Source organism: Myroides sp. JBRI-B21084, from assembly GCF_030545015.1.
GTDB lineage: Bacteria > Bacteroidota > Bacteroidia > Flavobacteriales > Flavobacteriaceae > Flavobacterium.
Genome location: NZ_CP120653.1, coordinates 1,370,640 through 1,391,777, shown reverse-complemented (window position 1 = coordinate 1,391,777; position 21,138 = coordinate 1,370,640). Strand labels below are relative to the sequence as shown.

Genomic DNA, 21,138 nt, shown 5'->3' with positions numbered 1-21,138 from the left:
GCTCCGAAACGTTAGCTGCAAGGCTATGACGGCAACCAACAAAAAGAAATTTGAACATTAAACTATGTCAGCAATAAATTTAACAGACTTATTTAACACAAGAATATTTCGCATACCCGACTACCAAAGAGGCTATGCTTGGCAGGAAAAACAATTAAATGAACTTTGGGACGATTTAGACGAAATTCCTGCTGTAGATGACGAATTAAAAAAACACTACACGGGAACAATTTACCTTGAAGAAACCAATCCTACAGAAGCTGAAAAGTGGCTTTCAGGTGTTAAATTTTACAATGTAGTTGACGGACAACAAAGATTAACTTCTATTAGCATTCTACTTTTTGAATTACTGAAAGCAACTGAAATTGGTTATGCTGAAAAGAAAAAGGAAAAACTAATAGAAACATTTGTTTATGAATCCAATATGTCGGGAGAGAGTAAAGTCTATAAGTTTAGCTACGCTTCTTCTGACAAAAACTTCAACTTTTTGCTCCATTCAATTTTTGAGGACAATAAAATTGTTCTTAATCAAGGACACTTAAACCATTACACCAAAAATTTAGCATTTGCGAAAAAATTCTTTCAAGACAAAATTGCAACACTTGACGATTCTCAAAAAAACATTTTATTCAAGAAGATTACAACCTCACTTCAGTTTGACATAAGAACAATAGAAAAAGACTTAGACGTTCAAGCTGTATTTGAAACTATGAACAATAGAGGAAAACCGCTTTCAACTCTTGAAAAACTTAAAAACAGACTTATTTATCTAACAGAAAAACTTACAAATCCAGACGAAGACAAAAAGGCATTACGAAAAAAAATCAACGATGCTTGGGGAAAAATCTACACTTGCTTAGCACAAAACCCAGAACAGATTCTTGACGAAGATGTGTTTTTATCGGCTCACTTGTCTTTGTATAGGAAACCCGTTGAATCTACATTTTCAGAGAAGGTCGCAGAAGAAAAGGTTTTTCAGATGTTTTGTAACAAGCCCGAGAAATACGATTTAGACGAAAGTGGCAAAAAAGAAGAACCAATTTCTTACAAAAAGATAGACGATTACATTTTAAAACTTTCTGAGTTGGCTCCAATTTGGTATCAAATTCATAATTCCAATTCCAAATTGATAAAACGCATTTTAACTCTTGAAAGCCGTAAAGACATAAAAATATTCCTTGCCGCAATTTTGAAGCAAACGAATGACACATCAATTCACGCAATCACTTTTGAGAATTTAGAAAAGATTCTTTTCCGAAATCGTGTTCCAGGAATTGGTATTATGGACGAAAGAACAACGGCAAATTGGGCGAGAGATATTTACAATGCCGAAGATACCATTGAAGGAATCAATCAAAAGCAAACTAACTTGTTAGGAACTGCCGTTGCTGTTCCTAACATCATTCAATCGTTTAAATCATTATTTACTTACGAAAGAGGAAATAAAGGTTTTCATCGTTGGGGTGCATTAAAATATTTCTTGTTTGAGTACGAAGAACACTTGAAACATAAAGCACAAGAAACTAACGACAAAGTTACCATTGATGATTATTTAGAAACAACAATAGAACACGTAATTCCACAGCAATTTTGGGACAATTGGCAAGACACAGTAAATGGTTTTACAAACGGCTTACAAGAAGAGGACATTGAACAAGCAAGAAAAGTTCTGATAAATTCACTAGGTAACTTGACAATTCTTAAAAACGGAAAAAACTCTTCTTTGGGCAATAAAAGTTGGTTGGATAAGAAGGAACGATTTAGAACAGGTTCTTACAACGAAATAGACATAAGCCAACACGACACTTGGACGAAAGACAAAATAGCTAAAAGAGGAAAAGAAATGTTGAAATTTCTTGAATATAAAATCAACGGACTGACTTTTTCGGACACAGACATTGAAAAAATACTATTTTATGACGACTTCATTATCGACAAAATATACGACAGAAGCCCAGCAGCTAACAGCGGTTTGGCGTAATGGCGGGTGCAGTGCTTCATATGACAGTTTTGTGGTAGGTTCAAGTGTAGTTCTTCGATTGAACTTTTGTGCTAAAAATCCGCCACTACGCCAAGCCGCAAACCGTTACCAGCAAGTTTGGACAACGACATTACAAACATTAACAAAACACTTTTAGACAATTATGAATATTTGGCGAATACATTTAAAGGCGGACTCTCAGGCAGGTGTTGACCAGCGACAACTTTGCTTGGACAAAGGAATTGTTGGAGTTGGCTGGCAAATTGACTATGAAAACGAACCAGTTTCGTGGGACGAATATTATGAAACTGCAAAAGGTGATTATGGAGATACTAGTTGGTGGACTGCATTAAATGCAATGAAAAACCGAATGCAATTAGACGACCTAATTTGGACAAGAGACTGGCAAGGCAACTATTTCTTAGGTAGGTTAACATCTGACTGGTATTATGACACTTCGGATGAATGTTCAAAAGCTGACATTATAAATGTTCGCAAGTGTGATTGGAAAAAAATTGGAACAGAAGAAGCTGTTCCAGGAAAGGTTGTAAGTAGTTTTAGACCAGCAAGAACAGTTCAATGTATAGACGATGACACGGTTTATTATTTTTCTCAAATTGTTTACAATCAAAAAAGCAACAGCACTTTTTACCAAGTTGATAATCTCGCTGGCGAAGATATTTTTTCATTACTATCAACTGATGGTTGTGAGGACGCTTTAGCCATCTATTTACAAGTAGTTCACGATTACCATATAATTCCAAGTTCATGCAAGGACGACACAATGACCTATGAATTTGAGCTAAAGCATAGGAAAACAGGTAAAAGTGCTGTAGTGCAAGTAAAAAGCGGTTGGACATCTTTAAATATTGACGATTACGACAAACTTGATACTGATATTTTTCTTTTTGCAACAAGTGGACAATATCACGGGACTATAAAACCCAATGTTCAGACAATAGAACCAGACACAATTAGGAAATTTTTATACGAGCAGACACATTTGCTACCAGACAAAATGAAAGTATGGATAGAATTAACACGATAAGAAAACCAGCTGGTAACAGCAGATTGGCAATAGGCGGGGTTTCGTCTCCGCTTGACAGATTTGTGGTAGCCGAAAGTTCAGTTCTCCGCACAAACTTTTGTGCTGAAAAGCTCGCCCATCGCCAATCTGCAAAACGATGTGGCGAAATCCGCTTACGCTCCTTTCGCCACATCGGGGCGGCGCCTACACCGCACGATGCGCTTGTCGCTTCGCGAACTTCGCACATCATGCGATTTTGCTAAATCCTTTCTCCGAGCTTGCTCGGAAAAAGAACTTCGCAAAGCCGCCGCCCCGTTGTATGCTATTATATTTGAAAACCGCTGAAAACAAAACGAAATGATAATATTACCTTCTCAAGAAAAATTTATCCGTGAAAATTTTATTGAATTTTCATTTAATAGCGATGATGAAAATTACTTACCAAATTTTAAACTTTTTGAAAAACTAAATTCGACAGACCAATATTATCTTGCTGAAAATTATAACTGGGATGATGGTGTAGAAATATTGAAATGGATAATTGAAAGTAAAAAATGTGACAAAGGAACTGCATCACTTATTTTTTGGACATCTGAACCTGATTATTACTTTGAGAAATCAGAAAGTGAAATTTCGGAATACGAAAAAGATACCTTTTTGTTGCTTAAAAGAATTGTAGAAAAGTTTAACAATAAAGAATTTAAAAAGTCAAACTTAAAATATAATCCAACTGACAGAGAAAAAAGAATTGATTGGAGTAAACAAAATTCTGAATGGAATATTCCTGAAGAACTCAAGAAACCTACTAAAGGATTTTCAATAATTAGTCTTGGAATTATTCAGCATAAAATATGGGAATGGCAACGAAAACGAAAAGAAGCAAAACGAGCTGAAAAAAGATTGAAACGAAAAAAATAACAGCATACAACAAGCGTTTGGCGAGATTGCGAATTTTGTAGTAAATTCACGTTTATTTCTCGCAAGAAATTTTATCTTTAACAGAAAATAATCGGTTCGGAAGCTCGCAACCTCACCAAGCGCCGGAACGTTGGCAGCAATATTAGAGCTACCCACCACAAAGAGATATAACAAGAAACAAATGAAAAAAACGATTTTTATTTTTTTGACAGCATTTACATTGAATTTGAATGCACAAAACTTATTCCCTGTAAAATTAGACAACTGCAAAACTGAGAGATTTTGCCTTGATTGTGGTGATACAAAAGCAGGTTACAACCAAGAAGAATTTACTAAACTGCAAGACAACTTAAACAAGGAATTAAACTTACAAGGAATTAAAGGTGCAGTAAAATTTCAAGTTCTTGTTGATGCAAAAGGACGAGCTTGTGTTTTGAGCCATACAGACCAATCAAACAGTCCTATTTCGCAAAAAATAATTGAAGAACTCAACAAGTTCAAAAAATGGACACCTGCAATTACAAGTGGAAAAAAAGAAGAAAAATCTTCCATCAACCTGATTTTTGCAATAAGCGACAATAAAATTTCAGGACAGATTGAACGAGTTGATATGACTGCGTTCAAAAAATCGTTTGACAATGCGAAAAGTCCAGAGATTTATAATAAAACATATGACTACAAGAACGAAAACTTAAATAATTACAAAATAACTGTTTGGAACTCTAAAAACTCAAATCTTCCAAACAATATGAATGACAACATTACTATTGATAAGAATGGTTTGATTTGGCTAACTGTTGATGAAGGTTTGGTAACATTTGACGGCAAAGAATTTAAAAATGCTGAACAAAATATTACAGACAAAGGAAAATTCTTTTCTTATTACGCATTGGCAACTGACAACAACAATATTAAGTGGGTTTATGGAACAAAAAACATTTACAGTTTTGACAATACAAAATGGACAAAACACGACTCAACGGAAATAGGAATTGACGGAGCTTATGAGATAATTAACAATCCAAAAACAGGCGAAGTATTTTTCTGCTCTGATGAAGGTTTGACAATATTCAAAAACGGAAAATGGACAAACATAAATAAAAGTAAGCTCAAAGATTTGCCGTCAAATAGAGTAACATTTGCAAAAAGGGATTCAAAAAACAGAATTTGGATTGGAACTTTCAGCGGAACTGCAATGATTGACGAAAACAATCACGTAACAAACTTTGAAAATACAAAAACCATTTTGAAAGGGAAATGTATCACATCTATGGACGAAGATGAAAACGGAAACCTTTACTTTACACTTTATGAGTTTGATAGAAAAGAAAAAGGCAAAGTAAATAATGACGAGGGAATTGCAATTCGATACGCAGACGGAACTTTCAAACAATTTACTACAGAAAATTCGGGAATACCATTTAACCACACAAATTGCGTCCTTTACGACAAAATTGAAAAAGTTCTTTGGATTTCAACTGACAGAGCAGGTTTAGTGAGATATGATTTAAAAGACGGTTGGGAAAATTACCATAATGAAAATTCAGACATTCCCACTTCTTACATATCTACAATGACTTTTGACGACAATGGGAATTTATATTTAGCAACTCGACAAGGATTAGTAAAAATTGAACGAAAATAAAAATACTGCTACCAACAAGGTATTGCCAAAAGCGGGGCTGAACGGCTTCGATTGGACATTTGTGTAAAGTTCAACATTCGTTCTTCAATTAAACTTTTGTAATAAAATTCCCCGCCTTCGGCAATACCCAAAACGATGTGGCGAAATCCGCTTACGCTCCTTTCGCCACATCGGGGCGGCGCCTACACCGCACGATGCGCTTGTCGCTTCGCGAACTTCGCACATCATGCGATTTTGCTAAATCCTTTCTCCGAGCAAGCTCGGAAAAAGAACTTAGCAAAGCCGCCGCCCCGTTAGCGGCAATTCTATAGCGACAGTGTTAAAACCAACTTTTAGAGCAAAATTGTAAATAATCAAATGCTAAGTAAGTAATGAGAAGACTCAAGTATATTATAGCATTAGCTGCATTGCTCACTCTGATATTTTTTGGAATGATAATTTCAGTTAATGTTCTGAACTCAGACCTATATGGAAGATTAATTGAAACACAATCTTTCAAGTTGGTTAACTCTGGGAAAGAACAAACCAGCAATTTGCCGACAATTACACTCATATTGCATAAGTATGTTGGCGAGGAAAATTCTATAGAATCATCATTAGCCATTAATTATAACAGAAGTGAAGTATTTGAAAACTTTAAAGCCGATACTTTGCAGTTTATGGTCAGGTTAATTGATGGCTATAGCTATTCACCGACAGGTTTAAATTTTACGTTCAATTTTGCGGATAGTTTAAGGCGAAATACCTACGGATATTTTTATTCTGGTTTTGAGACAGACAGATTTCTAATACCAATTGCTCCATCTTTGAATGGGTTTCCATATGATGACATACAAATTAGACCATTGGTTGATTTGTATGTGAACGGACAGTATTGCGAGTTGAATTTTCAAGTTCAAAAGAGAATTCCAGGTAGAATACTCTCTTTTTCCCAAAAGGATAAAGAAATCATTATACTAACAAGAACTTCGACAGAAAAGTATCTTGTAATGATTAGTTCTGTAATTTTTCTACTTCTAACCGTATTACTTACTTATGGACTTGTTACTTCCAAAAAAGGACTTAATACAGTTGAAGAACTTGTTGCTGTGGCAGGATATATTTTAGCCACGGCAGGTTTCAAAGAAATTTTAGGTATAAATAGGAACAATGGAACAAGTGCGTTGGAAATTTTAGTAATACTGATACCGCTTTTATCTGTATCTGCCGGACTAATTTATTCAGTTTATAAAGCTAAAAGAACCAACAACAATGAAGAAAAAAACAGCCGCTAACAAGGGGTTTGCGATAGCGGGGGTTCCGTGCTTCGCAGACACATTTGTGCAAGGTGGAAGTTCAGTTCTCCGAATGAAGTTTAGTGCTAATAATCCCCGCCATCGCAAACCCCCGAAACGTTGGCATCAATTAGCGAAACCCGAACGTAAATGAAAATAGTAAGACTAATTTTAATTCTTTTTGTCGGTGGACTTCTGACTTATCTGACCTACAAAACGAAATACCAAACATTTTTCTTTCAAGCAATAATATGGTTGGGACTTATTCTAATTGGCTCACTAATTTTTGTTTGGACAATTTTCAAAGACATTCAGTCATTTAAGACAGAAAGACGACTACTGAATTTTGGTCTGACATTATTAAGCATATTTTTCATTGCAATCAATCTGATATTGGAAATACGAATCGGTAATAACTTCAACAAGCCGACACTTTTGAAAGTATTCTATGATGGAGACTTTAACGGAACAGGAATTGACTTCAAAACTGACGGAACATATATTTTTGACAATTCAGCAATTGGAATAAGTGATTATTTTTATGGAACCTACAGAATTGACGAAAACAAAATCACTATGGACAAAGACACGATAGACAATTTGACCAATTTTAAATTTTTAGAAATAAAAGACAAAGAACTCGAACAAGGTAAAACCGATTTATTTTTGTATCAGGTTGACAGTTTAGGAAACGCAATTGAACGTTCAGACGAATTTAGAGTAACAATTGACAACCGAAAGAAATGATAATAACTGCTGCCAACATTGTATTGGCGAAATGCGGGGTGAAAGTCTACGTTGAACTACTCTACTTTTTTAGTCGCCACTATTTTTCGTTTCAACTTTTTTACCTAATTTAGTTTCACCGAAAAAATATCGGCTTCGTTTGCTCGAAATTGAACTTTTCAGTCTAATTTAGCCCGCACTTCAGCCAATACCTTTTCGTTGGCAGCAACCCTAAAAAGACAGAACCGAACAATAACAATAAAAAATAAACTATGGACATAAGTGAAATTCAAATCTTTAAAATTGACCTGAACGAAGAAGATGTTGAAGTAATTGACTCTTCAACATATGGTGACGACTTGGTTGAATATTTAAAAGAACTTTTTGGAGTTGTTATTTCGGGAAGTAGTGGCAGACAGTTTCTCTTTGACAGAGAAACAACTGAAGTAAGGGGACAAATAACAAGAATCAATAACAATGAAGAATTCGCAGATATTACAAAGATTATAGCTGATAGACTTCTTAGTGTTGAATTTGAAGCTCAAGAAAAAATGTCAAAACTTGGCATTACAATTCAAAAAGGCATTTTAGTGCAAGCAAAAATTTCTGAACACGGTCAAGACAAATTTATTATTTGTAAAGCCGACCACAACGAATTTTTGAATGAAGTAAATTATCAATTATCTCGTGGACTTCCTGTTAAGAAAAAAGCATTTAAAGCATTTGTATGTAATCTGCATTCTGACAATTCTATTGATGGGATTTTGGTTTACGACACTAACCCGTCTGACACAAAATATTGGTGGAAAGAATTGTTAGAACTTAGTATGGTTTTTACAGATGAAGATAATACTGAAAAGGCTTTTGACGCAATTGACAAAGCGGTATTCACAAAGATGAAAAAAGACCATCCCCAAGATTACACATATCTAAGAAATAGTACTGTTAAGTATTTCCGGTCTAATGACAGATTTGAAATACAAGACTTTTTAGATAATGCAATAGGAAACTATACACCATATGACACCAATTTAAAAATACCAGATTTAAAAGATAAAATTAGAGAACTACCCTCTAAACCACGTTCGCCATTTGACAATCAATTCAATATCATAAAGGACAAAGTGAAAGCGAGATTTTTGAGCAAAGTAAAACTAACACCTGAAATAGACTTACATATAAAAGGTGACTTTGCGGACAATACAATCTTTGCCACTGAAGAAAGTGACGGTGCGAAATATGTAAAAATCAAATCTGATGAAGGTTACAAATACTTCAAAAACCTTGAACAAGTAAACAACCAATGAAATTCATCGATGAATTCATAAAAACACTTTTCCCTGACTATTCTGTTAAAAATTCAACAGAGAACATTCAGGAGTTAAAGGCAAGTTTGAAAGCTAGTCTATTTCAAACTGTCGAGAAAGAACTTCTTGAATCTAAGTTTACCTTTTTACAGGATAGAGATTCTATTCATATTGCAGTAACTTTTGGAGAGTCTGACCCTATAATTTTAAATTCAAGCAAAATTGACTTTGAAGGATTTATAAAAGGGCTAGAACAAGAAGCATTACATTTAGATGGTGAAGTTATTTCAATCGTAGTTACAATTAGAAAAACTGTAAAGGATTCTTCTTGGACAATTTACGACTTCCAATGTTTTGTAAGCACTTTAAATGGTTATGATGTAAGTCAATTTTTTCAAATCTTCTCTAAACTATTTGAGTTAGGACAGTTTTTTAGACTTAAAATTTTCGGACTTAAGAAAGCCTTCTATACAAGCTCTATTCGCTTTGAACCATTATCGGAAGATACCAGCGTTCAAGAAAACTTAAAAAGAATAGAGATTTTTGATTATTTCAAGGCTCAATGTCATTTTGGAAATGTTGAACAATTTTGTTTAGTACCGAGTGACTTTAAATTAATCCTAAAAGATGAAGACCAATCAGAGTTAAACGAATTGATGAACAGATATGCAAATCTAATTTCAATCATTTTTCTATTTGACATAACATCAATAATTGGGAATTCAATCGAATTTAAAATCAATGGTTACAAGTCAATAAAAGGAACTTCAGATGTTGCAAAATTACATTTACAAGAATTTGATGAATATTACAACATTTTTGAGTGGGTTTACAATGGTGGTAATCTAACTGACAAAATTGGACTGTCTAGAAATATTATCTCCCTTCATTTTAGAACGGCAGGCGAATTAAACCTTACAGGCAATCCTTTTCAATCAGTAAAATCAAGCTTTAAAGTCTATGAAAAACAAAATATTAAGCAATACATTGAAATTAGAAATAAAATTTCAGACCAACTTTTAGACTTTAATAATAGAGCTAATAAAATAGTAGAAACCTTTGCAAGTGGCTTTCAAAAAAGCACTCTTGCTTTGATTAGCTTTTATATTTCTGCAATTGTAATTCGTGTTCTAAGTAAAGGCGACTTTGTAAATGTTTTTTCTTTAGATGCTACTATATTGTCCTTAGCTTTTTTAAGTGGTTCACTAATCTATTATTGCGTTTCAAGATGGGAAATCAAAGTTCAGAGAACTCGTTTTGTAAATAGTTATGAAAACTTAAAAAAAAGATATACTGACTTATTAGAATCTGACGACATTAAGAAAATATTAAATAATGACACCGAATTTCAGCAAGACCTTGACTTTATAGACAAAAAAAGAAAAGCATATAGCAGAATGTGGTTTACTGTTGTAGTTTTATTAGCAAGTTCAACATTGTTCTTGTTTATCACCTATAACTTGACTCAACTATCAGATACATTAATTTATAAACTAATTTTTGGAACGACTTGTAACTGTGAGTAACAACCTTGACAACCAAAGAAGGGCAGCTGCCAACAGCCGTTTTGCAAAAGCGGGGGGGCGTGCTTCTATGACAGTGAAGTGCTAAATTCAAGCTTTGTGCATCTAATGAAGTTTAGTGCTAAAAATCCCCGCCTTCGCAAAGCGGTAAACCGATGTGGCGAAATCCGCTTACGCTCCTTTCGCCACATCGGGGCGGCGCCTACACCGCACGATGCGCTTGTCGCTTCGCGAACTTCGCACATCATGCGATTTTGCTAAATCCTTTCTCCGAGCAAGCTCGGAAAAAGAACTTCGCAAAGCCGCCGCCCCGTTACCACCAATTATAAAAGGACGACAGAGAAACTAATTAACAAACAGACAAACAAAAAAATGCCATTTACATTTTCACACCCAGCCATAGTTTTACCGTTGACATTTTTGCCTCGACAATGGTTTTCATTGACTGGACTTGTAATCGGCAGTTTGACACCTGACTTTGAATATTTTTTAAGAATGAGAATTAAGAGTAATTACAGCCATACAATTGACGGACTTTTTTGGTTCGACTTACCATTAGGTTTGTTGCTTGCTTTCATTTTTCACAGCATTGTTCGAGATAGTTTATTCGACAACTTGCCGACATTTTTAAAATCACGATTTTCGACTTTTAAGAATTTAGACTGGAACATACACTTCAAACAAAATTGGTTAGTAGTGACAATTTCAATTTTGATTGGAGCAGCTTCGCACATTTTTTGGGACAGTTTTACTCATGACCACGGTTATTTTGTGCAGACAATTCCGGCATTACAAAACTCTGTTGACTTTTTAGGTAGAGAAATTCCAATCTTGAAAATATTGCAACATTCTTCGACTTTACTGGGTGGACTTGTAATTGCTTTTGCTATTTATAAACTGCCAACAAACACGACTGAAAACGAAAATGTAAATTTTAAATATTGGGCAATTTTAACAGGACTAACTTTGACAATTGTTACAGTAAGACTTTTAAGCGGACTTGACTTCAAACAATATGGAAACGTAATCGTGACAGCAATTTCCGAAGGACTAATTTCTTTAACAATAACACCGTGGCTGACAAGAACGAAGGAAGAATAACTGGTGGTAACACGGGTTTTGCGTCAGGCGGGCTGACGTGCAAACTTGGAGCTTTGTGCTTCTATGAACCTTTAGTAATAAATTGAACATTTGTGCTTCGATTGCCCGCCCGAACACAAAGCCCGAAAACGTTAGCCACAATAGCAAAGCGACACTACACAGACAATGAAACATCACTTTGGAGATTTTTTAGACAGGACAGGTGACTATTGGACATCAATTCCAAACAGAGAAAGATTTGCTTTCATTGCTGACTTTAAAATTGAAAACAAAATCGAAGTAAAAATCCTGACAATAAGCAAACATCAGGACAAAGAACATTGGGAACAAGTTTTTGACTGTCCAAATCTTGAAGAGCTGACACTTCACGACCCAAGCAAAGAACAGGTTCAAGCAATTACTAAATTGACACAACTCAAAAGACTTCGAGTAACATTTTTTAGAGCGACAGACATCGAATTTATTGGCAATCTTTACAATGTAGAAGAACTAATTCTTGAGTATGTGTCAGGCTTTTCAGACTTGACACCATTACTCAAATTGAAAAAGCTAAAATCGTTACATTTTGAAAATCTACGTAGAGTTTCAAATTTTGAGGGACTTCGAGGGCTTGATAGTTTACGATATATACATATTGACGGAACACTTGATTGGAATCAGCCAATTGAAAATTTTGAGTTTTTAAAAGGACTTCCAAATCTTGAAGTGTTCTCTTTAGGTTTTATTATCAATAAATCAAAATATCCAGCGTTTTTACCCATTTTACATTTGAAGAAACTCAAGAAAATAAAAATTGGACGAGCAACATTCAAGACAAATGAATATGCGTTTTTAAAAGTTGCAGTCCCAAATGTTGAAGGATGTAATTGGGATTTATGTTGGGACTATCACGACAATTTTGAATTTTTAGGTAAAAGAGCAGGATATGTAAAAAAGAATAGCCCTATCGTGAAAGAACGTTGTGACGAATTTATTGCGACATTTGAGAGGATGAAAAATGAATCAGAAATAATAATCAAAAGCTACTGTGGCTAACATCGTATATGTGCAAGAGCGGGTTAAGAGCTAAATCGAAGTTTAGGTTTTCAATGTCGCAAAAACCATTTTTTATTGGCATAAAAAATGTAAATTAGCAAATAAAAAAACGGTTTTGCTCACGTCAGCGCAAAATTGAAAGTTTCGGCTTCCTTTTCCGCTCCTGACACATATACGCGGACCGATGTGGCGAAATCCGCTTACGCTCCTTTCGCCACATCGGGGCGGCGCCTACACCGCACGATGCGCTTGTCGCTTCGCGAACTTCGCACATCATGCGATTTTGCTAAATTCTTTCTCCGAGCTTGCTCGGAAAAAGAACTTCGCAAAGCCGCCGCCCCGTTAGCCGTCAGTGTAAAAAACCGCACGTACCAAGAAACTACCGACAAATGAAAGACAAAATTTTACAATATTTACAACAAGTTCAAGAAGAAAAAGAAATTGAAATTTTATTAGCTTGTGAGACAGGTTCAAGAGCTTGGGGTTTTCCTTCGCCCGACAGCGATTATGATGTACGTTTTATTTATCGACATAAAAAAAATTGGTATTTAAGTTTAAATGAACAAAAAGATACCATTGAAAAAATGTACGAAAACAACGAGTTCGATTTGTCGGGTTGGGATTTGAAAAAATCTTTAAATCTTCTTTGGAAATCAAATCCACCTTTATTGGAAAGAATTCAATCACCAATTATTTACATTTCTGACACCGAATTTTTGGATGGAATTAATGATTTGGCTCAACATTCTTACTCAAAAATTGCAACTATGCACCATTATTTGAGTATGTCTAAAAAAATGTATTCAGAAGTGAAAGACAATCCAACTGTAAAACTCAAAAAATTGTTTTACGCATTAAGAACTGCAATTGCTTGTAAGTGGATTATAGATAAAGAAGAAATTCCACCGATTGTATTTCAAAAAATGCTCAAAGAATTGGAAATAGAAGAAAATGTAAGACAAAGAATATATGAATTGATTGATTTGAAAGCAACAAAAAATGAAGACTATCTTCATAGTGAAGAAACTGCAATCAACAATTTAATAGAAAAGTGTATTCAAGATGCTGAAAAAGTGGCAAATACATTACCTTCTTCCAAAGGTAAAATTGAAGATTTAAATTCATTTTTTATTAAGAATTTGCATTGAAATGACAATTGAAGATTTACGAAAAAAGGGTTTAATTATTTTAGAATGTATAAGCGGAAGTAAAGCTTATGGATTGGACACTCCTACTTCTGACACAGACTTAAAAGGTGTTTTTATTCTACCTAAAAGTGAATATTATGGATTAAACTATATTGAGCAAGTGAATAACGAAACCAACGATGAAGTTTTTTATGAATTAGGACGTTTTATGGAATTGCTTTCTTACAACAATCCAAATATTCTAGAACTTTTAAACACACCCGAAAATGCAATAATCTATAAACACCCATTTTTAGAAGAAATTAAAACAGAAAAAATTTTATCAAAACTTTGCAAAGACACTTTCGGAAAATTCGCATATTCTCAAATAAAAAAAGCCAAAGGATTGAAAAAGAAAATTGTAAATCCAATGAGCAAAGAACGAAATAGTGTTTTGTCTTATTGTTATGTGAATTATGGACAAGGAGCAATTCCTCTTTTGAAATTTTTAGAAATTAAACAATGGAAACAAGAAAATTGCGGACTCATAAATATTCCACATATGAAAGATATGTATGGTTTGTTTTACAATGAAACAGCAAATTTTAATGGAATAATACGAAGCGATGAAGCCAACGATGTTTGTTTGAGTTCTATTCCCAAAGAAATAGAACAAGAAGCTTTATTATATTTCAATAGAGATGGTTACTCAACATATTGCAAAGAATATAGAGAATATTGGCAATGGGTAGAGAAGCGAAATGAAGAACGCTATGAAAATACACAAAATCACGGCAAAAATTACGATGCGAAGAATATGATGCACGTTTTTAGATTATTAGAAATGGCTTGTGAAATTGGAACTGAAAATAAAATAAATGTAAAAAGACCTAACAGAGATTTTTTGTTAGAAGTCAAATCTGGAAAATACGAATACGAAGAATTGTTAAGTATGGCAGACAAACTTCAACTTGAAATGGAAAATGCTTTTGAAATTTCTAGTCTACCTGAAACTCCTAATCGTGAATATATAAACGAATTAACATACAAATTGAGAGATAAATTTTATAACGAAAAAACACCGAACGGCTAACAACGGTTTTGCGAAATTGGGGCTGAAGTGTCAACTTCAACATTTGTGTTTCTATTAAGCATTTGTGCTAAATTGAAACTTTATCCTTTTAAATCCCCAACTTCGCAAAGCCGCCCCGTTGGCGGTAATGCTAACAAGACCCTGCTTAACAATAATAATCATTCATTTTGACAACAATGATTCAAAAAGAACAAATACAACAAAGACGTCAACATATAGCAGAAGTTCGACACGCTGATAGTGTGTATAGAGATATTGTGGCCAGAGAAAATGAAAGAGAAGATTATGAAAAGCGTTGGTTTTGGGAATTACTTCAAAATGCAAAAGACTCTGTAGAAGAAAACCAAAGTATAAAGGTGAAAATCGAAATTTCTGAAAACGAAATTTCATTTTCACATACAGGATACCCATTTGAGTTAGATGATATTCTTAGCTTAATTATTCAAGGTTCATCAAAAAACAATAAAGAAGGTAAGACAGGCAGATTTGGAACTGGCTTTATGACAACTTACCTTCTTTCAAAAGAAGTTTATATTACTGGAAAACTCAACAATAATCAAGGTTGTTTTCACTTTTTACTAAACAGAAATGCAACCGACAATGAACACTTTTTTAAGTTACAGCAAGAGTCTAACAAAGAGTTTGATGAATCCATTAGGGAAGAAAGCTATTTGGGAGACAATGAATTTCAAACAAAATTTTCATATAGCTTAGGTGAAAAAGGAAAAGCAACAGCCAAAGTTGGATTGCAATGCTTGGACGAATTAATTCCTATAACTCAATTATTTAATGAGCAAATTGAATCAGTCATTGTAGTTGAAAACGGTTCATCAAAGACATTTTCAAAGACCTTAATCAATACCCACGAATTAGGTTCAATTAACGAATGGGAAATCACAACGCTGATTGATGGTTCTGATAATACCTGTCTAAAAGCTTACATTCAAAAAGATGAGAAATTTGATGCCTGTATAATAACCCAAGAAACGAACGGCAGTGAAGAGATTTTTCCTTTAACGAGAAATTATCCAAGACTTTATTACACATTTCCTTTAATTGGAACTGAAGAAATTGGAATACCAATAATAATAAATTCAACGCAGTTTGACCCAAGAGTAGAACGTGATGGAATTTATTTAAAAAAGGTAGCAGATGGCGGTAACGAATCACACAATAAAGAGATAATTAATAACGCATTAACTAATAGCTTACAAGCTTTCGCAGAATTATTCAAAACCAAAAAAATAGCAGGCATCTACGAATTGTTTGATTTCAAGATTTCCAAAGACCTTAAATGGGTAGACCAAGATTGGTTTACAGCCATTAAATCATCAACAATTGATTTGCTTGCTTCTAAAGAAATTATTAATTATCACAGTGATGAAAATGGATTCGCATCTTTAAACGAATTAATAATTCCTTTCACTGAAAAAGAAAGCAACACTAGAGAACTATGGGAACTCCTTTCTATGGTAAAAAGCATAAAAGTTCCTATCTCATCAGAATTATTGAAATGGGTTAATATATCAGAAAGCATTACACTACTTAAACCTCAGATTGAAAAAACTTATGACTTAAATTTCGTTTGGGGAGTAAGTGACTTAATAAAATTCATTGAACGTAAAGAATCACTTGAAGAATTAGAAAGCTCTATTACTGCAAATAAAAATTCTTGGTTGAATAGTCTTTACTCTCTTATCATTAAGATAAAAGGACATTTCCCATTAGATATAAAGATTTGTGTCAACCAAAGAAATAATTTTAGAGTTGCAGATGGCATTTGTTGGGATAAATGCAATGATGATGAGTTGATTTCAATTTCCGACTTAATAGAATTGAATTTTGCCGATAAGCTTTTTTCAAGAGAAATAAATGTTTTGCAAATCAATGGAGTTGAAAATTACACTTTACAAAATGCTATTAATGACTTAAAGACAAATTTGAATGAACTTGATGAATCAGACTTCACTTACAACTCAAATCAAGAGTGTAGTGCAAGGTTTTTAAAATGGCTCATATCTAAAGACCAAAAAGAAGTAATTAAAGACTTGAAGATTTTAACCGGAGAAAGTAAAAAGGTTGACGAAAGTTTCGTTTATGACCATTTTCCGAAATCTGAACACCTTTTACTAACTCCTAAACCATATTTTGAATCAAACTTTCCGCTCTATTCCAGTATAGTCAGAGACAAGGATTGCCTCAATAAAATTTATAATAAATATTTAGAAGAAGCAGATTACAACTTTTTAAATGTAAACGGATTTATTCATTTAAACCCTTTAGTAATCAAAACTGAAACGGCAACCATAAAATTATTAGAACATTTAATAATCAAAGAATCAGACCTTAATTTATTAAGAGATTCAGATGGGCAACTTAAGTATAAATTCAAAATAACCTATTCTGACTTTGCATATTTGACCGCATCAGACGGACATATTTACGGAAGAAATACAACACAAAAGTCAAGTTTAGAAAGATTGAAATTTCTTCTATCAGAAGCTGTAGAAAAAGACACTTTGTTTGATTCAGATATTCAAGAAGTAACAATCGAAGGAATAGAAAATCCAATACAATTTAGAGAGTGTCTTTGGGTTTATCGTGCTAAACGTCTCAATTGGGTAAATGTAAAAACCGAAAGTGAAGGTTCTGAAACGAAATTTGTAAGTGAAACTCCTTCATCAAAAAATCTTTCCGAAATACTCAAAGGAGATGAGACTTTAGTAAAAACTATTCGAGGTTCAAGACAACAAAATTTTTTAAACAAACTTGGTGTGGGTGTATCTGACCTAATTAGAAACACCCTGCCAACGGACGAACTTAGATTAAGTTGGGACAAGGCTATAACGAATATGATTACAAGTGATGCTGACCCAGAACTTGTTCAAGAAATATTTAATGACCCCAACATAAGAAAGGAATATGAAAAAAGATTAAATGAGCGGAAACTCATTAGTCGCAATCAAACAATAGGAAAGCTTATTGAAGATTTGTTTAAAGAATATATTGAGCAACTTAGAGAAAGTGGTGTCATAATAAATATTCATAGAGAACCTTTTGGAAGTGATTATATATTAACTGAAGAATCATCTGACTTAGTTAATAGCGAAAATCAACGTGAAGGATTTAGAATAAATAATTGGCTTGTTGAGTTAAAGGCAACAGGCAAGGAACACGCTTCTATGACGCCCTTACAAGCAAAAACAGCAACTGAACAAAAAGACAATTATTCTTTAGTAGTTGTGCCATTGGACGGGACAGAACCAGACATTGAATATCTTAGACGATATGCAAAAGTTATAAGTAACATTGGTCATAAAATTGACACTGTGTTTAGTGATTTCAATGACGTTGAAATCAAAAAAAATAATCTTAACAACGGTCAAGATGGAATATCTGTATCAATTGAAGACCAAAATATAAGATTTAGAGTAAGCTCTGCTGTTTGGAGTTCAGTACAAACAGATATTGAATCATTTGTAAGAACATATTTCACCGTTTTAACAGAAACAAACAATGGGACAACAACTATCTGAAAAAGAAGCACATACCGCCAACAGACGTTTTGCAAAAGCGGGGGGGGGGCGTGCTTCTATGACAGTGAAGTGCTAAATTCAAGCTTTGTGCATCTAATGAAGTTTAGTGCTGAAAATCCCCGCCTTCGCAAAGCGGCAAAACGTTAGCTGTAATCTTAAAAAAAACGCTTAAACATTGAATTATATATCGAAAATAATTGGAATTATGCTTTTTGCGGGATTCTTAAACTTTACAATTTTCGTCCAGTATATTAAATCAACAAATTTACCAGGAGGTGTTATTGGAATGGCTCCAATTGGAGTTTTGGTAGCTTCATTAATTACCTTTATATTATCATTGATAATAATTTTAGTTATTAATAAAAAACGTAAAATAACTCTTACAAAAGCAATTTCAATTTTTTTTATTATTTATTTTATAATTGATATTTTCTTTGGATTAGAAATAAAAGAACTTTTGGACTTCAAATATACCAATGTTGATTTATTTTTAATATTAATTGCATTATCTGTATGGACAATTGTTACAATGTTTATCAGAATTTCTTCAAAAATTGTCGCCAAAAAATATCAAAATTTCAAAAGGAATTGATACAGCGATTAATATAAATGAGAATAAAAAAAGACTACAGCTAACAGCGTATTGGCGAAATGCGGGGTGAATGTCTTGGTTGTTCTACTCTACTTTTTTAGTCGCCGCTATTTTTCGTTTCAACTTTTTTATCTAACTTAGTCTCACCGAAAAAATATCGGCTTCCGTTTGGTCGAAATTGAACTTTGCAGTCCAATTTAGCCCGCACTTCAGCCAATACTTTTTCGTTATAGCCAATGCTAAGAATGACACGATACATTAAAATATTACTGACAATTACCTGCTTGACTTTTGCGCTTCAGACAAAAGCCGACTCATGGGTTGACCCGACCTGGAAAAGAATGTTAGACAGTTCAGACGTAATTGCCTTAATCCAATACACAAGCAAAGGCGACTTTAGAGCAAGCGCAAAAATTTTGACTATTTATAAAGGGCAACTAAAAACAGGTGACGAGATTTATATTTCAGGTTTCAGCAATCGTTATGGTCCAATCGACAAAATGAGCAAAGGAGACAAGTATCTTGTTTTTCTAAACTTTAATCAGCCTGATGAAAAAAGAATTGAATATTGGAATGAAGAATTAAAAACAAAACCAGAACTCAAAGAATACGTTGAGGCTTATAAAAATAACAAAGCATATTATGTTTGGTCACCAACCTCTGGAGACCTGAAGATAAAAGGTAAGACGGTTCAATATGACTTAGTTCAGACCTCATTTTATGGCAAACAGAATTATTATTCATTAAGTGAATTTGAAAGTTTCCTAATTGCATATTACAATAAATCTAAAACAGCTGATTTTTGTAATAATCTAATATCAAATATAAAACCTGCAACGGAAAGTGATTTGAATTCTCAAAATTTGATGAAGCTGTCTTTGCTCGGTTACAATCAATATGATAATATTTTTGAAAACTATGTAAAGGTTAATAACCCATCTTCAAAATATGCATTAGCTCAATTAATGGGCCATATCAAATCAGTAGAATCAAGAAATATTTTGATTGCTTTGCTTGGCGACAAGCATAGCATTGTACAAGGCGAAGTAGTTAGACAACTAAAAAACGAACAAGCAGAAATTGTAGCGCCTATTCTTTTGAAGCATCTAAAAACCTCAAGTGATGCTAATTTTGGCCCGTCAAATATTATGGACCCTGTAATGAATAGAATTGACGGAGGCAAAGTTGAAATCATAAAGACACTTGGTGAATTAAAATACAAACCAGCTATTCCCGATTTACTATTACTTCTTGACACTGACAATGACGACCTTTTTAAATTAGTAATTGAAGCATTGAAAAATATCGGAAGTAAGGAATATATACCCTACATAAACAATCATTTAGACAAAAAAACTCACGACTTGATTTTTGAAATATCAATGATGATTGCCGAAGACAGTTTAGTTGAGTGTTTGCCCAGTTTCAAAAACTTCATTTCTACTTGCGACCGAAACAGACACCCTAACTACGAATATGCGATTTCAACTTGCTGTGGTATTGGACATTTCAATGATAGTGCTACAGTTGCTTTCCTTTTGTTGGACTACAAACATTTTTTTACATACAAAGACACCCTAGAAAGCAGTAAACAAAAATACTGGACGCGAAAATATATAGAGACTTTTACTGACCTAAAAGTAAAAGAAGCCAGACCACTAATTTATAAATCAATCTACGACTGGTTTGGACTTAACGAAGATTTCGGAAAAAATCCCAAACTATTTGAAGTCAAAAAGCAATTAGAAGATTCCATCAAGACCGTTTTCGCAAATAGCCTTGAAAAGAAAGGATATAAACTGAATTACTGTATTGCATACATTAAAAATACAGCCGATATAGAAAAAGGAAATAAACCCATTGCAAAATATTTGATAGAAGTTTCCATACCTACCACAGAAAAGGGGAATGAGCATCAAGAAATAATTTCAAACGAACTGAACTTAAATAAAGAAGGTATTTTTTTGAGATACGAAAATGGTTGGTATCATATAGAAAAGCAAGACAGATTTGACAAAAGCATTTCTTCGACACCGATTTACAATTTTTTAAGTTATGCTAAAGCAGTTCCAAATCCATCTGACTTTATATTTCTTCAAGGACTGTTGAACAACAATTTTATAATTGACGACTATTATCAAAAAAGAGTAAGAGAAGCTATTGACGAAATCAAGACAAGTTTAAACAAATGACAGAAAGCACTGGCTATAACATCGTATTGGCAATAGTGGGGCTGACAGTTGTAAACTCAAC

The 21,138-nt window shown here is 33.7% G+C and carries 15 protein-coding genes; all 15 read left to right on the top strand.

Features of this window, described 5'->3' with window-relative positions:
• Positions 1-64: 64 nt before the first annotated feature.
• The 15 genes from P3875_RS06720 to P3875_RS06650 all read left to right on the top strand — a co-directional run bounded on the left by P3875_RS06720 (position 65) and on the right by P3875_RS06650 (position 21,077).
• The gene (locus tag P3875_RS06720; RefSeq protein WP_303443190.1) at positions 65-1,981 is read left to right on the top strand and encodes a DUF262 domain-containing protein; all 1,917 of its coding nucleotides are present in this window, start codon (positions 65-67) and stop codon (positions 1,979-1,981) included.
• Positions 1,982-2,144: 163 nt separating this feature from the next.
• Complete coding sequence (locus P3875_RS06715; RefSeq protein ID WP_303443189.1) at positions 2,145-3,029, top strand: hypothetical protein; 885 nt, start codon at positions 2,145-2,147, stop codon at positions 3,027-3,029.
• A gap of 336 nt (positions 3,030-3,365) precedes the next feature.
• Positions 3,366-3,926, top strand: a complete 561-nt coding sequence (locus tag P3875_RS06710; protein ID WP_303443188.1) for a DUF4274 domain-containing protein — start codon at positions 3,366-3,368, stop codon at positions 3,924-3,926.
• 205 nt (positions 3,927-4,131) lie between these two features.
• Complete coding sequence (locus tag P3875_RS06705; protein ID WP_303443187.1) at positions 4,132-5,571, top strand: ligand-binding sensor domain-containing protein; 1,440 nt, start codon at positions 4,132-4,134, stop codon at positions 5,569-5,571.
• Positions 5,572-5,942: 371 nt separating this feature from the next.
• The gene (locus P3875_RS06700) at positions 5,943-6,845 is read left to right on the top strand and encodes a hypothetical protein (RefSeq protein WP_303443186.1); all 903 of its coding nucleotides are present in this window, start codon (positions 5,943-5,945) and stop codon (positions 6,843-6,845) included.
• Between the two features lie 435 nt (positions 6,846-7,280).
• On the top strand, positions 7,281-7,592 hold the full coding sequence (locus P3875_RS06695; protein WP_303443185.1) for a hypothetical protein: 312 nt from the start codon (positions 7,281-7,283) through the stop codon (positions 7,590-7,592).
• Positions 7,593-7,843: 251 nt separating this feature from the next.
• Entirely contained in the window at positions 7,844-8,878 is a 1,035-nt protein-coding gene (locus P3875_RS06690) for a hypothetical protein (RefSeq protein ID WP_303443184.1), read from the top strand.
• On the top strand, positions 8,875-10,404 hold the full coding sequence (locus P3875_RS06685; protein ID WP_303443183.1) for a hypothetical protein: 1,530 nt from the start codon (positions 8,875-8,877) through the stop codon (positions 10,402-10,404). Before P3875_RS06690 ends, P3875_RS06685 begins: the two co-directional genes overlap by 4 nt.
• 369 nt (positions 10,405-10,773) lie before the next feature.
• Positions 10,774-11,502 carry a DUF4184 family protein gene (locus tag P3875_RS06680; RefSeq protein ID WP_303443182.1) on the top strand — a complete coding sequence of 243 codons (729 nt, stop codon included), beginning with the start codon at positions 10,774-10,776 and terminating at the stop codon, positions 11,500-11,502.
• Positions 11,503-11,667: 165 nt separating this feature from the next.
• Complete coding sequence (locus P3875_RS06675) at positions 11,668-12,537, top strand: leucine-rich repeat domain-containing protein (protein ID WP_303443181.1); 870 nt, start codon at positions 11,668-11,670, stop codon at positions 12,535-12,537.
• Positions 12,538-12,926: 389 nt separating this feature from the next.
• Positions 12,927-13,685: a nucleotidyltransferase domain-containing protein gene (locus tag P3875_RS06670; protein WP_303443180.1), complete on the top strand. Its 759-nt coding sequence runs from the start codon at positions 12,927-12,929 to the stop codon at positions 13,683-13,685.
• Position 13,686: 1 nt separating this feature from the next.
• Positions 13,687-14,757, top strand: a complete 1,071-nt coding sequence (locus P3875_RS06665; protein WP_303443179.1) for a DNA polymerase beta superfamily protein — start codon at positions 13,687-13,689, stop codon at positions 14,755-14,757.
• A gap of 176 nt (positions 14,758-14,933) precedes the next feature.
• On the top strand, positions 14,934-18,293 hold the full coding sequence (locus P3875_RS06660) for an ATP-binding protein (RefSeq protein ID WP_303443178.1): 3,360 nt from the start codon (positions 14,934-14,936) through the stop codon (positions 18,291-18,293).
• Between the two features lie 175 nt (positions 18,294-18,468).
• Positions 18,469-18,885, top strand: coding sequence for a hypothetical protein (locus tag P3875_RS06655; protein ID WP_303443177.1), 417 nt, complete (start codon positions 18,469-18,471; stop codon positions 18,883-18,885).
• 341 nt (positions 18,886-19,226) lie between these two features.
• Positions 19,227-21,077, top strand: a complete 1,851-nt coding sequence (locus P3875_RS06650) for a HEAT repeat domain-containing protein (protein ID WP_303443176.1) — start codon at positions 19,227-19,229, stop codon at positions 21,075-21,077.
• Positions 21,078-21,138: the final 61 nt, after the last annotated feature.

What these genes read in the sequence shown, in the direction of transcription:
- P3875_RS06720 (WP_303443190.1), top strand. Translation starts at nt 65, where the DNA reads ATGTCAGCAATAAATTTAACAGACTTATTTAACACAAGAATATTTCGC.
- P3875_RS06715 (WP_303443189.1), top strand. Translation starts at nt 2,145, where the DNA reads ATGAATATTTGGCGAATACATTTAAAGGCGGACTCTCAGGCAGGTGTT.
- P3875_RS06710 (WP_303443188.1), top strand. Translation starts at nt 3,366, where the DNA reads ATGATAATATTACCTTCTCAAGAAAAATTTATCCGTGAAAATTTTATT.
- P3875_RS06700 (WP_303443186.1), top strand. Translation starts at nt 5,943, where the DNA reads ATGAGAAGACTCAAGTATATTATAGCATTAGCTGCATTGCTCACTCTG.
- P3875_RS06690 (WP_303443184.1), top strand. Translation starts at nt 7,844, where the DNA reads ATGGACATAAGTGAAATTCAAATCTTTAAAATTGACCTGAACGAAGAA.
- P3875_RS06685 (WP_303443183.1), top strand. Translation starts at nt 8,875, where the DNA reads ATGAAATTCATCGATGAATTCATAAAAACACTTTTCCCTGACTATTCT.
- P3875_RS06680 (WP_303443182.1), top strand. Translation starts at nt 10,774, where the DNA reads ATGCCATTTACATTTTCACACCCAGCCATAGTTTTACCGTTGACATTT.
- P3875_RS06675 (WP_303443181.1), top strand. Translation starts at nt 11,668, where the DNA reads ATGAAACATCACTTTGGAGATTTTTTAGACAGGACAGGTGACTATTGG.
- P3875_RS06670 (WP_303443180.1), top strand. Translation starts at nt 12,927, where the DNA reads ATGAAAGACAAAATTTTACAATATTTACAACAAGTTCAAGAAGAAAAA.
- P3875_RS06665 (WP_303443179.1), top strand. Translation starts at nt 13,687, where the DNA reads ATGACAATTGAAGATTTACGAAAAAAGGGTTTAATTATTTTAGAATGT.
- P3875_RS06660 (WP_303443178.1), top strand. Translation starts at nt 14,934, where the DNA reads ATGATTCAAAAAGAACAAATACAACAAAGACGTCAACATATAGCAGAA.
- P3875_RS06650 (WP_303443176.1), top strand. Translation starts at nt 19,227, where the DNA reads ATGTTAGACAGTTCAGACGTAATTGCCTTAATCCAATACACAAGCAAA.